This is a genomic window from Stenotrophomonas sp. HMWF003 (assembly GCF_003061285.1).
GTDB lineage: Bacteria > Pseudomonadota > Gammaproteobacteria > Xanthomonadales > Xanthomonadaceae > Stenotrophomonas > Stenotrophomonas maltophilia_AP.
Map to the genome: position 1 here is coordinate 1 of NZ_QAIW01000103.1, position 13,055 is coordinate 13,055.

Genomic DNA, 13,055 nt, shown 5'->3' on the forward strand with positions numbered 1-13,055 from the left:
ACCTCCGGCGAAGCCATCTACGAGGACATGGAGCTTGCGCCAGATATGCGTTAGCGGCCATGGGTGGGTTGGGAGGGCGGATGCCCAGGGAGGTCTGCATACATCCCGAGATGTGCTGCGTGGGACAAGGCTATGCGCTCTGGCGACTCCAGTGGGACCGCGAGTTCAAGCGACTGGATTCATGGCTGGATCCGCGTCATGCAGACGATTCGGAGAGGCAGATAGGGCTTCCCAGCCTTCCCGCCGCGCAGCTAAGCCTTGTCAGCTCTTTCCAGCACTGGGTCTACGCCCTAGCGGAGATTCAGAGTGCATATGCTGATTCAGGCCAACGCGCAATTCTCGATGGCGTGACAGACACGCCACATTGGGCCCTCCTTCAACCGGGGGCAGCTTACAGTTGTCCGATGCATTTTAGGCATCCTGACTTAGGCACGCTTGGTCGCTGCGATCGCGGGGGCGTACGGCGGCGCGAACATGCGAGAGTCCTATCCAGTTTGCAGAAAATTGGAGGACAGCGGCAGGCTTTCCGAGCGACCCTCCTGGCTGGCCCTTCTCAGCCATCCGTATCGCCAGTTTCGGCCAGGGAATCGCCATAGGGCTTGGTGACCACCGCATGCATCCGCTGGTTGTGGAAGTCCACGCGCACCGTGTCGCTCTCGACCAGGATACGGTGGACGGCGCGGTAGTGCAGATTCAGGAAGCGGAGAGCGCGCTTGTGGCACGTTTCGCCTTCGACGTTGGTGCAGTTGAGCATGTCCTGCAGATTGACGATGTCGATGTGGACATGCGCGCCGTTAATCCGGTAGGCGAGGTTATCCAGCGAGGTCTCGCGCGTGTAGTCACGAACGTCGACCTTACTGACCTTCTGGTAACGCGTGGCGCGGCGCTTCTTGGTGCGGTCTTCCTTCCAGCTATGTCCCATCGTCCTGCTTCCTACGGGCAAGTCGAGATCGGGCCGGAGTGGGGCGCGTCGCTCTCGGGCCGGATGCCAGGGTACCCCCCCCCCGCGTTTAGCGGTTGCCAAAAGTGGAACTGCGCTGCCAGTGCAAGTTTCTGCATTGGCGCGATGCTGCCGAGCGCCATATTTGGGCGCTCGTGGTTATAAGTCCATAGCCAACGGGTGGCGATGTCCTGGACCTGTTGGATGTCATTGAACAGGTTGCTGGCAAGCCAGGCGTAACACACGGTTCGGTTGTAGCGTTCTATGTAGGCGTTCTGCGGAGGATTGCCTGGTTGTCTGTAGAGCAGCGCGATATCGCCCCCCCTCTGCCTATGCTTGCAGCGCTCCGCTGATGTACTCGGGCCCGTTATCGCAGCGTATGGCGCGGGGCTTTCCGCGCCATTGAGTGACCTGCTCCAAACCGCGGATGACGCGCACCGCAAGCAAGGAGATGTCGACCTCCATCGCCAGTCTCTGGCGGTTGAAGTCATCCAGTACGTTGAGCATCCGGAAACTGCGTCCGTCATCCAGCTGATCGTGCATGAAATGCATCGACCAAGTCTGGTTGGCCGCCTCAGGCACCGTCAAAGGCTCCGGCAGTTCCCGGACGATGCGCTTGCGCGGCTTGATGCGCAGATTCAGCTCCAACTCGCGATATATCCGATACACGCGCTTGTGGTTCCAAGCGAAGCCCTTCACGTTGCGCAGGTGCGGGAAGCACAGCCCAAGGTCCCAATCGCGGTAGGCGCTGGTCATCCTGAGCAACCAGTCGGCGATGATCGCATTTTCTCGGCAGGCCTTGGCCTGATGGCGGTAGCAGGTCTGACTCACCTCGAACGTCCTGCACGCATGAACGATGCTGGTGATGACTGCTTGGACCGCCCGTCTGGGCATCTCGCGACGCTGAGATGGCCTCACCATTTCTTTGAGAGCGCTTCCTTCAGCAGCTCGGCACTGAGCTGCGCATCGGCACACATCTTCTTCAGCCGCCGGTTCTCGTCCTGCAGTTCTTTTAGCTGGGACACCATGGACGCATCCATGCCGCCGAACTTGCTGCGCCACTTGTAGAGCGTCGCCGAGCTGATGCCATGCTGTCGGCAAAGGCCAGGGACAGGCCTGCCGACCTCGGCCTGCTTGAGTATGGCGATGATCTGGCTGTCGGTGAATCGTGATTTCTTCATGGGACCTCCTCGGGTTAGGTTGCGAGAAAATTCCACTTCTGGTTTCGACTAACCTGCGGGGGGATTACCCTTTGCAACTTGTTGCATTCACAACTCAACGCAGCGCCTTCAGAATCAATCCTCTCCACGCCAGAGTGGAGAGCAGACTTTAGCGGAGGCTCCACTAAGCGACGGGCTATCTATAGAATTGTCTCACCGGGGGCGCGGCGTCGCTTCAGGGTGACAACGTATAAGCGAGCTGTCGCAAAACCTTGGTCCATCTCTCCATCCCTGATAGCCGCGGCTCGCGACAATTCTGATTACAGGAAGACTGGTCCTCGCCCAAGCAAATGAGCTTCCTCTGCGGTCAGGTAGATCGCAATCCATGAGAGCTGACTATGCAAAATATTGCTGTACTGGATGACCACCCTGTAGCACTGGCCGGCATTGGGATTCTCATCAATCGTCTTCCCGACGTGAGACTGAGCGGAGTTTACGAGCGCTCTGCATTGCTTCTGACGGCATTGAAGGAAGGGCGGCACGACGCAGTGGTTATCGATTACGAGCTCGCACCAGGAGAGTTAAGTGGAGCGGAGCTAATTGGCAGAATTCTGCAAGTGCAGCCCTCGATAAATGTGATCGTTCTTTCTGGGCATCAGCATCCCCGAATGGAAGGGGAATGTCTTCGCGCGGGGGCTTCGACAGTACTTAGCAAACGCGAGCCCCTCGGTGAGCTACTAATGCACCTGGAAAGCGCGATCTTGAGTTGACTCAATCATCGCGCCATCTGTGGGTGCTCCGGGACCAATCTCAGATTAGCCAATCATCACGAATCATCGGGCCGGCTTCTACCTGTTGATGTCATGAAGGGCGCCTATGAGCGCGCGCAGGTGGTCTGGCAGAACGTCACAGTCGGCATTCAGTGATCGCAGACCTATCGTCAAATCAAGCGACGTCGCCTCGATCGTATTCTCTCCGACGAAGGCGGCGCTGCCGCAGATGCGATGGGCCATGTTTGCAGCGGTACGCCAGTCCTTAGTGGTGACTGCCTGCTCCATTGTGGCCCTGTCCTTGGAATACAGATCCCAGAAGATATCCGGCAAATCCTGCACTACGTGTGATCTCGCAAAGCGCGCAAGATGTGATTGCAACTGCAGCTGGGACAGCGGCTTGGTCATAACTTGGTTGAAGCCACTGGACATGCAGCGGGTCTCGTGCTCTTTGCCGCTGAGCGCAGAAATTGCGATGATCTGACTGCTCGATCCTGATGTTCGTTGTTCGATCTCCCGCATCTGCCTGCAAAGGACGTAGCCATCCGTGTCAGGCAAATTGCAGTCTAGAAGCACGGTGCAGAACGGGCCTGCTTGAACAAAAAGGTCTAAAGCCTGTGCGCCATTCATGGCGACACTGACCTCGCAACCCATAGCCTCCAGCTGCATCTTCAACATTCTTGAACTGTAAAGGTGGTCCTCAACGACTAATACGCGTGTATCTGGCGCAACGATCAATGGCGATGAGTCAATAAGGTCTTCATTGCGCGCTACTGGTCCGATCGCTAACTTTGCCGGTATCTCAACCTGGAAGCGGCTCCAGCGGCCGGGCACGCTAAGCACGTCGATCTTGCCGCCAAGTCGCGTGACAATGTCATGGCATATTGATAGTCCCAACCCAGCGCCGCCTTGAGACCGGCCCCCAGCAGCTTGAGAGAATGGCCGGAACAGTTCACCGATTGATTTCTGGCTGAGTCCGATGCCGCTATCCTTCACGAGCAAGTGAAGGAGTAGTTGGTCCTCCTGGAGTTCCTCTAGATACAGGGAAACCTCAACGAGCCCTTCACTTGTGAACTTTATGGCATTTGATATGAGATTCATCAGGATTTGGCGCAACAGCACCGGGTCCGCCATCAGGTGAGGAAGTGGCCCCTCGGGAAGGATAAGTTCGCATCGCAGTCCTTTTTCTGCTGCCTCCGGCCCGAACACTCGCAGGCATTCTCGTGCAATGTCGACAACACTACATGGCGTAGGAGAAATGAGAAAGTGGCCCGCGTCCAGTCGCGAATACTCCAATGCGTTGTTCAGCAACAAGCTGAGTGATGCGCTGCTGAACACGGCCGCATCAAGAGCAGGAGCCTGCTCGGTAAGCCTAGGCCCGCGCGCGAGAACGTCAATCGCAGAGAACAAGGAATTAGCTGCGTTGCGAATCTCGTGGGTCATAACAGCGAGAATTCTGGCCTTTTCGAGTTCGCCGCGCTTGGCGAGCCGTTGTGAACGGCGAAGTTGGTGCAAGGCAAACACCAGCGCTATTCCTGCGAATGCTGCCAGGGACACTTCGAGCCAGTAGAAATGTGCCATCGCGCCGAGGGAAGGCGCCGGACGGTAGGCCAGTTCTAGCCAGGACGCCAGTATTTTCTGGTGGTGAGCAGGCGCGAGCATCTTGAGCCCGTCATCCAATTTTTTCAAAAGCCCCGAATCCGCCCGACGAACGGCTACACGAACGGCGACAGGGAGCTCGTCTGCACTACCTGACCGGGTTAAAGAGTGGCTGAAATCTCTGCGAACCAGTGGCCCATAAATCGCATCTGTACCGAGCGCTGCGTCGGCTACTCCAGATTCAACTGCTCCCAAGATATCGGCGACGTCGTTAAGCGTTAGCAGGCGCACATCAGGCCTGTGGATTCTCAGCCACTGCTCGTAATCGCCCCCGCGTTTTACGGCTAGCAACTTGCCATCAAGCTCAGACAGCGAGCTGTAATGCCGTCCGTTGATCCTTGAAAGGATGAGGGTCTTGCCACGGTAATAGGGTTCAGAGAAGGCGACCCGTGTTGAATCAACTGGCTGCTCCACATCCAGCAGGGTGGGCACGACGTCCACGTCATTGGCAAGCAGCTTGTCATAGGAGTCTTGCCTGGATGACGTCGGGACGTACTCAAATCTCAATCCAGTGGCTTCGCCAACTCGCCTCATGTATACAGCTGCGGAGCTGTGGTTGCGGCTTTGAAAGCCGATGTAGCGACCACCATCCAGCTGCGGATCGGCCGCGACGCGAATAATGGCCCCAGGAGCGGGTTGCCCATACTTATCACCGAGAAGCAACCACGTGAGGATCGCCGAGCTAGTCAGGACGAAGATCACTGCAAGCATTACGGGACGCTTCATGGGAGCTCGTTTGTGAGCATTGGCTCAGCTTGTTTACGATGAGTGTGCGGCGATGCTGGCGCAGTCAAATCGACGTGGCTGCTGCCTTCCGTAAGCCACACTTGTGCGCGGTTCGAGCCCATGTCTCATTCTTCATGCCGTTCGGGCGCAGAGATCGTCCCACTGATACAAGTTGTAGTGCTTCCGCCTACCCAGACCTCCCCATGCTCTCGATGGACCAGAATCCGGCCTAAGCGCCCCATGCAGGTCCCTTGTCGGACGGTATATCGATCAGCCCCGAAGCCTCTTCGCGAAAACCAAAGACCGATTCCTGCCTGCAAGCTGCCGGTAGCTGGGTCCTCAGGCACTGCGTCCCCTGCTATGAAGGCACGCGATTCGAAAAGCGAGGCGCTAGCAATGGGCTGACTCTCCACGGGGGCAATAATTCCTACAGCTAATCCCGACAACTTGGAATAGTCCGGAAGCACAGCCAACACGTCTTTATCCTCTTGAAGAAGAAGAGCCAGCCAACCCGCACCATTGTCTACCCATTCGGCGTCCAAAACACTGCCAGGTTCCAAGTTGAGACCTTTGCAAACAAGGGCCAGCAGTTCATGAGAGACGGGGCCGCCTCTCAGCAACGGGGGGGCCATGAAAGCCAGTGTGGCGACGGGCCTGCTATCGGGGGCCTGCAAATGGCAACCGATGCTGCCATCAATTATTTGCTCGCTGTGCCGAATCTTAACTAGCCCAATGCCGCACTCTTGCACGATATGCGCTGCGCGCGGAACGCCGCCCGATTCGATCCACGCGTGGCATGCACCCAGAGTGGGGTGGCCGGCAAACGGTAGTTCTCCTAAGGTTGACCAGATTCGCACCCGGTAGTCAGCCTCGGGGTTGCTGGGCGGCAGCAGGAACACCGTCTCACTAAGACCGAGCCAACGGGCAACACCGAACATGAAGTCGTCTGATGGCGAGGCATCGCAATGGACTATTCCCACGGGATTGCCCCGCGTTGGGATGGCTGAGAAGACATCAACCTGCGTATAACGCAACTGGAGCATGAGAGATAGACTGAGAGTGAGGGGAGGGGGTGTGTTCTGGTGCGGCCATGAGGTTTCCAGCAAGGAGCCGTGATAGCCATACAACTTGTTGCATTCTTCTCAGTGTTCCACCAACGAATGGGCGCTTATGGCCAGATCTGCCGAAGCGGGGCGCACAACGCGCATCGGATGCGGGTCCGTGCCACCTCACTGGGCTTGCGTTGTCTGATCCCCCTTCTCGGGCCAACCCAACGGGGTGACCTACCGCAGCGTCCAATGATCTTCAGGTGGACGCGTTGAGCTGGCGACTCCTGTCGCACGGAGCACAGCTGGTGTCCTTTTCCACCTGAATGGTGGGTCCCGGCAATGGCCAACGTGCGAGTCAAATAGCTCCCGCTCCGATCAATGTTGAAGGTGGATGAGCGGGATAAGCAGGGCACTATGGCAAGGGCGACCTGGGTGATCATACGTACACGCGATCGTCACGCGGGGTGTGACTTGATCCACAAAACTCGGTCGCATGGTCTACCCGGGCAAGGGGTTGAGCATGAATCTACTGAGTCTATCCGTTGCACGACACCTTAATGGACAAGTGAGGTCGTTGCGGGACAGGCGCCACGGGGCCCGGCGCGGTACACCATGGTCAAAAGCGAACGCCGCGGTTCCGTGGCGCCCCATGCGTGAAAATTAACATCTTATTAACACGGCGGGTTGGCTATCCAACTTTGCAACTAGTTGCATAGCAACGGCACCTGCGGGCTAGTACTTTGCTCCCCCTCGCGGAAGGGTTAGCTGTCGACCCGGCCGTAGTTGTCAGCAATATGCGTTCCCCTGACAAGCACCGTACCCCTTCTCGCGCGTACTGCGCCTTCGTCTATATGGAGATCATCGTGAAATTTGTATCACTTACCCTATTTGCTCTGGCCGTTGCGGCTGCAAGTCAGGAAGCCAAAGCCGTTGACGGCACCATCAATTTTTCGGGCGAACTGATCGATCAGACCTGCACCATTCAGGTTGATGGAACTGCACTTCCCGGCAACGTGACGCTCCCCACCCGTCCGATCAGTGAGCTGGCAACGGCCGGCCAGGTCGCTGGAATCCAGGACTTCACCGTTTCCTTGACTGGTTGCACCGGCCCAGCGGTGTCTGCAACTACCGTCTTCTTGGCTGGAGCTACCGTCAACCCGGCCACCGGCAACCTGATCAACACTGCGGCGACCGACCCGGCGACCGAAGTTGAGCTTCAGTTGCTCGATGGCGTCAACGATGCTGCCATCCCGGCGGGCGATGTGAGTGCTCAGCGCGCAAACAATAGCCGCCAGACGATTACTGCGGGGGCTGCAACCATGCCCTACTCAGTGCAGTACTACGCCACTGGCCAAACCACAGCCGGCGCCGTCGAAAGCTCGGTCACCTTTGAGATCGACTACCTGTAAGCGTCATTCCAAGGCCGCCCACGCCCCCCCCCCTATACCAGGGGGGGGGCTGCATACGAGATCCACTATGAGAAATCGCAACTATGCAATTGTGCTTGCGTTTCTATGCGCATTTACAAGCATTGACTGGGCCGCTGCGGCAGTAGTCATCACGGGAACCCGTGTCATCTATCCAGAGCAACAAAGGGAAGTCTCGGTCAAGCTTAACAACAATGGGCGTGCTCCTTCCTTAGTGCAGGCCTGGGTGGATGCCGGCGATGCCACTACGACGCCGACCACCTCTACCGCGCCATTTTTGCTCGCACCGCCCGTCTTCAGAATCGATCCAGGCAAGGGCCAGACCATGCGTTTGAGCTTCACCGGAGCGGCGCTGCCTACTGACCGTGAGACAGTTTTTTATCTCAACGTTCTTGAGATTCCGCCCAAAGCGGAGAGCAATGGGGCCAATCGACTCGACATGGCATTTCGCTCGCGAATCAAGCTGTTCTACCGGCCCAGAGATCTCAAAGGGCAGCCGAGCGACGCACCCAAATCCGTGACGTGGAGCTTGAAGCGGAGTCCCGGCGGCTACGCATTGGAGGGCACCAACCCAACGGCCTTCCATGTCTCACAGACCGATATGTTCCTGATCAGTGGATCGCAGCGCTACCGAGTTCAGAACGGAATGCTCGCGCCGGGTGAACGTAAAGACTTCAGGGTCGAGGCCCTCAAGGATGCGCAAAGCTCCGTTTCACACGTCGAATTCAAGGCCATCAATGACTATGGTGCTCTGGTGCTCATCAGTAGTCAGCTCGAGAACAAGTAGTAGGAACACCAATTTCTCATGGAACACCCCTTCATGCGCTCATCCAGCGGACCAAGCCAATTCACAATGCCGCCGCGCAGCACACGCCTAGCCCAAGTGCTGGCAATGCTCGCAGGAGGCGCCTCCTGCGGCATGATGGGTTCCGCAGTGGGCGCTGACAAGGTGCTCTTCAACGAATCTTTCCTGCCCGCGGATTCGCGCGCACTGGATCTGAAGCGTTACGAAAAAGGAAACCCAGTTCCGACTGGGACCTATCGCGCTGATGTGTCAATCAATGGTGTGCTCAGCAACCGGCAAGATGTTCGAGTCGTTTCTGAAAGTGACGGCACCAATCCAATCGTCTGCTTTGACAGAAAGCTCATCCAGCTCGTCGGCATCGACATTGAGCGCGTCCAGCCGCAGCAGATGCAGGCATTAGATGAAGGGCACTGCTTGCCCTTGGCAGATGTGGTTGAGGGCGCCCACGCGTCCTTCGACGTCAATAGCCAGACCATTGACATCAACGTGCCTCAGGTAGCGCTGCGTCGAGACGCCCGTGGTTACGTCAGCCCTGAGCTTTGGGATCAGGGTGTGTCAGCGGGAGTGCTGAGCTACAACGTCAACACGTCTCAGACGCATAACGAGGTTGGCGGGACCTATCGCAGTGCGTACATGGGATTGAACGGGGGCGTGAACGTTGGTGCATGGCGCCTTCGGCACAACGGTTCAATGAGGTGGCAGACGGGAAGCTCTCGGCGATACGATGCGGTCAACAGTTATGCTCAGCGCGATATCACGTCTTTGCGGAGCCAGCTGACGCTGGGTGATGCCAATACAACGGGTGAGATCTTCGACACCATCGGCTACCGTGGCGTCTCGCTGGCGACCGACGATAGGATGCTGCCGCAGTCGCTGCGCGGCTATGCTCCTGTCGTGCGCGGGATTGCCAGGACGAATGCCCGGGTTGTAGTTCGTCAGAATGGCAACCTGCTGCTCGAAACCAATGTCAGCCCTGGCGAGTTCGCCATCAGTGACCTTTATGCAACCGGCTATGGCGGCGATATTGATGTCACCATATTTGAAGCCGACGGTGAAGAACGCAGTTTTCTAGTGCCCTTTGCATCCGTCGCTCAATTGTTGCGGCCTGGAACCAGTCGGTTCAGCCTGACTGCAGGCAAGACCCGTGACCAGTACATCGATGCCCAGGCCAATCTGTTCCAAGGTACCTACCAGCGTGGCTTCAACAACTGGCTGACGGCTTACACAGGCGGCCAAGCAAGTGATGACTATAGGGCAATCCTCCTAGGGGCTGCTGTAGGCACGCCGTTCGGGGCATTCGCGTTGGATGTCACTTCGGCAGACACGCAGTTGAGAAATGGGGATCTGCATGGTCAAAGTGCACGATTGTCCTATAGCAAGAATCTGATAAGTACGGGGAGTAACTTCACGCTTGCAGCGTATCGCTTTTCCAGCAGCGGCTACTTGGGCCTCGATCGCGCATTGCAGCTATCGGCCGCAGAGCAGGCCGGTCGCGACACAACGCTTTTCCTTAGGCCGCGCAGTCGGCTCTCGCTGTCGGCAAGTCAGAGCCTAGGCCGCTTCGGGCAACTCTACGTCAGTGGATTCTCACAAGACTACTGGGATGTTGAGGGAAGCGACGTGCAGTATCAGCTGTCCTACAGCAGGCAATTCAGTCGCGTCAGCTTCGGCTTGAGTGCCAATCGAAGTCGATTTGGTCAGGGCAAGCTTCAGGATTCCGTACTGATGACGCTCACCGTGCCTCTCAATTTCGGAGACGCCATGGGTCGTCCCCAGCTGACGACACGTGTGAACCGAAATGACGAAGGGCGATACGCAGAGCAAGTAACGTTGAGTGGAACTGCTGGTAGCGATAGGCAGATTTCCTATGGGCTGTCTGCAAATCACGACAATCAAACAAGCGAAAACAATACGACCATCGGCGCCAATGGCCAATACACCGGTTCGAGTGCGGTCGTCGGAGGGTCGCTGAGTCATGGCAGCACTTACGACAGTATTTCAGCCAACCTAAGCGGCAGCATCGTCGCTCTGGGCACCGGGATAACACTGAGCCCTTACGCGGGAGACACCATCGCTGTGGTTTCCGCCCCGGGTGCGGCAGGCGCGAAAGTAGGAAGCTATCCAGGCCTGCGCTTGGATGATAGCGGCATGGCCGTTGTTCCCTATCTCCGACCGTACGAAATGAATGAGATTTCCATCGATCCGTCCGGAAGCGACGAAGGGGTGGAATTTGATGAGACCAGCAAGCAGGTTGCACCAAGAGCTGGCTCTGTTCAGCTCGTGACATTCGGTGTGCGCGCCGGCGAGGCATTCCGGGCCCGTGTCACCCTGCCTGATGGAAGTCCTCTCCCATTCGGAGCCGATGTGACGGACAGCCAGGGTCGTTCCGTGGGCATGGTAGGCCAAGGCGGCCAAGTCTATGCCCGCATCGCAGTCGGAGAACAGACGTTGTTTGCCCAGGTGGTTGGTCCACAACGCTGCTCTATAGCACTGCCCGCCTCAACGTCAGCCCCAGCTACAGGAACGTCCAGCCCAGCTGCCGTGTGCACCCCGATTGAAGCGCAACATTCAGAGCAACCATGAATATGAAGAACAACCGCCGTTCCAGAATCGCTTCCCGTCGAAAGCTTCCCCTGGCGATTCTTCAAACCACTTCGCTGGTCGCGCTGGCCATGTTTGCCAATAGCGCTATGGCTGTGTGCACCCCTAATCAGGGAACGGTTGTACGCACCATGCCGTTGATTGGGGCGAACCTCACCGTTGGCAGGGACGTCCCACTCGGTACCATTGTGTTCAAGCAGGCGTTTAGAAATTCAACAGGGTACGGAATGAGGTGCGACCCGGGAACCTATACGTTGAACCGCATTAGAACTTTACCTGTCACACCACTCGCGGTGTCCGGCTGGACGGGCGGCAATCTTGCGGGAAAGGTATACGAATCGGGCGTGCCAGGCATTGGCGTCTATTTGTTCTCCGAAGGGCAGCCGATCCCAGACACAAGTACCTTTGGTAACTGTGGGGGCGGCGGTGCATTTTGTGATTCCAGTCCCCAACTGGGCTTTGACGTGTTCTTTATCAAGATTGGTGACGTTTCGCCAGGAACCATTCAAGGCGTGCAGCTCCCGACGCTGCAGAATGACTACGTATCGCCCGATTCGACTACCACAATGCAGCTGGTGGATATCTCAGGGTCGATCAACATTGTCTCGCGCACCTGCGACACTCCTGATGTCGATGTCCCAATGGGAAGCTATCCGATCTTTGATTTCAAGGGCATTGGAAGCGCTACATCGTGGAAGGAACTGGACATCGCGCTGAGCAACTGTCCGGCGTTCTATGGTGTGTATCCTGGCAATATTGGGTCTCCGATCTTTGACTCTGAAGGGGCTCAGATTGACAACGGGCGGGCTCAAAATGTCCTTTCGTTCCGACTGGATCCTACCGATGGCGTGATCGACGCCAGTGCGGGTGTTATCGCGTTGCGGCCGAGCGCTGCGGGAGACGATCCGGAAGCAACCGGTGTCGGGATTCAAATTGCTTTCGGTCACGTCAATCCTGTTCCACTTGAGCTCTCCGTTTTGCAGTCCAGTGGGATCACGCCCACACAAGTGGACGGTGCGAGCTACACTATCCCGCTCAGTGCGCGGTACATCCAGACTCTAAGTGACGTCACCGCCGGGCCCGCCAATGGATCGGTGGTGTTTACCATCAACTATCAATAGTCGATGCAGACATGGCTCAAGCACTGTCGAGATTGCCGCTTCGCCATCGTTTTCGGAACAGACGTAGGTTGTTCCCCTTGGGCAGGTGCCGGGCGGAATCTTGGATGCAGGCTCACCTGCGCGATGGCGTTCTCGCGATCTAGGTCACATAACGCCTCGAAGATGCTCTGATCTTGCTGACGGTGTCGTGCGTAGGGCGTTTCTGATGGAGTCATTCTGGAGCATGGCATCACCCTGGCAGCATGCGGATGCTCTGGACTTGGATCGAAGGTGGGGGCTGGCGGGTGAGGACACGCCGCCGGCGGGGGGTGGAAAAGCTGCCTGCCGAGGCAGCTCGCTTCGATGGCCTTGCCAGGCGCGTGGCCCCGATGTGAGATGACGAAGGCGCCTGGCCGGGAAGTAGAGTGCATCCGAGAAGGAGATCAGTTCGATGGAAGAAGCGGCTTGGGGGTTTGTTGGTATGTTGGTCGGAGCACTTGCCAGTATCGGCACGAGCTGGTTGGCGAGCCGAACAGCGGCGACTGCACAGCGCGAGAAAGCGCAGCCTGAGTGGCGACAGCAGGACCTAAAGTTCCAGACTAAAGCAGCGGCTGAGCTTCAAAAAATGTTGGTTGAATTCGCAAGAGTGACGGGCCGAATTCGACACATTGGCGAGATGCGTGAGGGGCAGGGGAAAACTCGAGAGCCTCAAATCGACTCGCTTCTCTTCAACCTCTATTCTGGCCAGCCGCGCCCGTCGTTGCACGATCTCGCCAACTGCAGCCGGGGATAGGGCGCGGCCCACACGCTGCTTCTAT

9 protein-coding genes and 1 pseudogene are annotated in these 13,055 nt (G+C 57.4%); 6 read left to right on the forward strand and 4 right to left on the reverse strand.

The annotated features are described in order from the left end of the window. Window positions 1-553 precede the first annotated feature (553 nt). Both DBR34_RS04145 and DBR34_RS04150 read right to left on the reverse strand, forming a co-directional pair. Entirely contained in the window at window positions 554-922 is a 369-nt protein-coding gene (locus tag DBR34_RS04145) for a hypothetical protein (protein WP_128095826.1), read from the reverse strand. Window positions 923-1,035: 113 nt separating this feature from the next. Continuing rightward, window positions 1,036-2,121: pseudogene (locus DBR34_RS04150) on the reverse strand (IS3 family transposase); the annotation flags it as partial. Between the two features lie 377 nt (window positions 2,122-2,498). Here DBR34_RS04150 and DBR34_RS04155 point away from each other — a divergent pair. Further along, the gene (locus DBR34_RS04155; RefSeq protein WP_128095827.1) at window positions 2,499-2,870 is read left to right on the forward strand and encodes a response regulator transcription factor; all 372 of its coding nucleotides are present in this window, start codon (window positions 2,499-2,501) and stop codon (window positions 2,868-2,870) included. A 78-nt stretch (window positions 2,871-2,948) separates the two neighbouring features. Here the strand turns inward: DBR34_RS04155 and DBR34_RS04160 are convergent, their stop codons facing one another. Both DBR34_RS04160 and DBR34_RS04165 read right to left on the reverse strand, forming a co-directional pair. Continuing rightward, window positions 2,949-5,255: an ATP-binding protein gene (locus DBR34_RS04160; RefSeq protein ID WP_128095828.1), complete on the reverse strand. Its 2,307-nt coding sequence runs from the start codon at window positions 5,253-5,255 to the stop codon at window positions 2,949-2,951. 125 nt (window positions 5,256-5,380) lie between these two features. Beyond that, window positions 5,381-6,298: a PhzF family phenazine biosynthesis protein gene (locus DBR34_RS04165; RefSeq protein WP_128095829.1), complete on the reverse strand. Its 918-nt coding sequence runs from the start codon at window positions 6,296-6,298 to the stop codon at window positions 5,381-5,383. Window positions 6,299-7,155: 857 nt separating this feature from the next. Here DBR34_RS04165 and DBR34_RS04170 point away from each other — a divergent pair. The 5 genes from DBR34_RS04170 (at window position 7,156) to DBR34_RS04190 (ending at window position 13,030) form a co-directional block, all read left to right on the forward strand. Continuing rightward, entirely contained in the window at window positions 7,156-7,713 is a 558-nt protein-coding gene (locus tag DBR34_RS04170; RefSeq protein WP_128095830.1) for a fimbrial protein, read from the forward strand. Window positions 7,714-7,780: 67 nt separating this feature from the next. Beyond that, window positions 7,781-8,518: a fimbria/pilus periplasmic chaperone gene (locus DBR34_RS04175; protein ID WP_128095831.1), complete on the forward strand. Its 738-nt coding sequence runs from the start codon at window positions 7,781-7,783 to the stop codon at window positions 8,516-8,518. A gap of 132 nt (window positions 8,519-8,650) precedes the next feature. Further along, the gene (locus tag DBR34_RS04180; RefSeq protein ID WP_219928208.1) at window positions 8,651-11,119 is read left to right on the forward strand and encodes a fimbria/pilus outer membrane usher protein; all 2,469 of its coding nucleotides are present in this window, start codon (window positions 8,651-8,653) and stop codon (window positions 11,117-11,119) included. Continuing rightward, window positions 11,116-12,258, forward strand: coding sequence for a fimbrial protein (locus DBR34_RS04185; RefSeq protein ID WP_128095833.1), 1,143 nt, complete (start codon window positions 11,116-11,118; stop codon window positions 12,256-12,258). Before DBR34_RS04180 ends, DBR34_RS04185 begins: the two co-directional genes overlap by 4 nt. Before the next feature lie 430 nt (window positions 12,259-12,688). After that, window positions 12,689-13,030, forward strand: a complete 342-nt coding sequence (locus DBR34_RS04190; RefSeq protein ID WP_128095834.1) for a hypothetical protein — start codon at window positions 12,689-12,691, stop codon at window positions 13,028-13,030. Window positions 13,031-13,055 lie beyond the last annotated feature (25 nt).

What these genes read in the sequence shown, in the direction of transcription:
- DBR34_RS04175 (WP_128095831.1), top strand. Translation starts at nt 7,781, where the DNA reads ATGAGAAATCGCAACTATGCAATTGTGCTTGCGTTTCTATGCGCATTT.
- DBR34_RS04190 (WP_128095834.1), top strand. Translation starts at nt 12,689, where the DNA reads ATGGAAGAAGCGGCTTGGGGGTTTGTTGGTATGTTGGTCGGAGCACTT.
- DBR34_RS04170 (WP_128095830.1), top strand. Translation starts at nt 7,156, where the DNA reads ATGGAGATCATCGTGAAATTTGTATCACTTACCCTATTTGCTCTGGCC.
- DBR34_RS04185 (WP_128095833.1), top strand. Translation starts at nt 11,116, where the DNA reads ATGAATATGAAGAACAACCGCCGTTCCAGAATCGCTTCCCGTCGAAAG.
- DBR34_RS04165 (WP_128095829.1), bottom strand. Translation starts at nt 6,298, where the DNA reads ATGCTCCAGTTGCGTTATACGCAGGTTGATGTCTTCTCAGCCATCCCA.
- DBR34_RS04145 (WP_128095826.1), bottom strand. Translation starts at nt 922, where the DNA reads ATGGGACATAGCTGGAAGGAAGACCGCACCAAGAAGCGCCGCGCCACG.
- DBR34_RS04180 (WP_219928208.1), top strand. Translation starts at nt 8,651, where the DNA reads ATGATGGGTTCCGCAGTGGGCGCTGACAAGGTGCTCTTCAACGAATCT.
- DBR34_RS04160 (WP_128095828.1), bottom strand. Translation starts at nt 5,255, where the DNA reads ATGAAGCGTCCCGTAATGCTTGCAGTGATCTTCGTCCTGACTAGCTCG.
- DBR34_RS04155 (WP_128095827.1), top strand. Translation starts at nt 2,499, where the DNA reads ATGCAAAATATTGCTGTACTGGATGACCACCCTGTAGCACTGGCCGGC.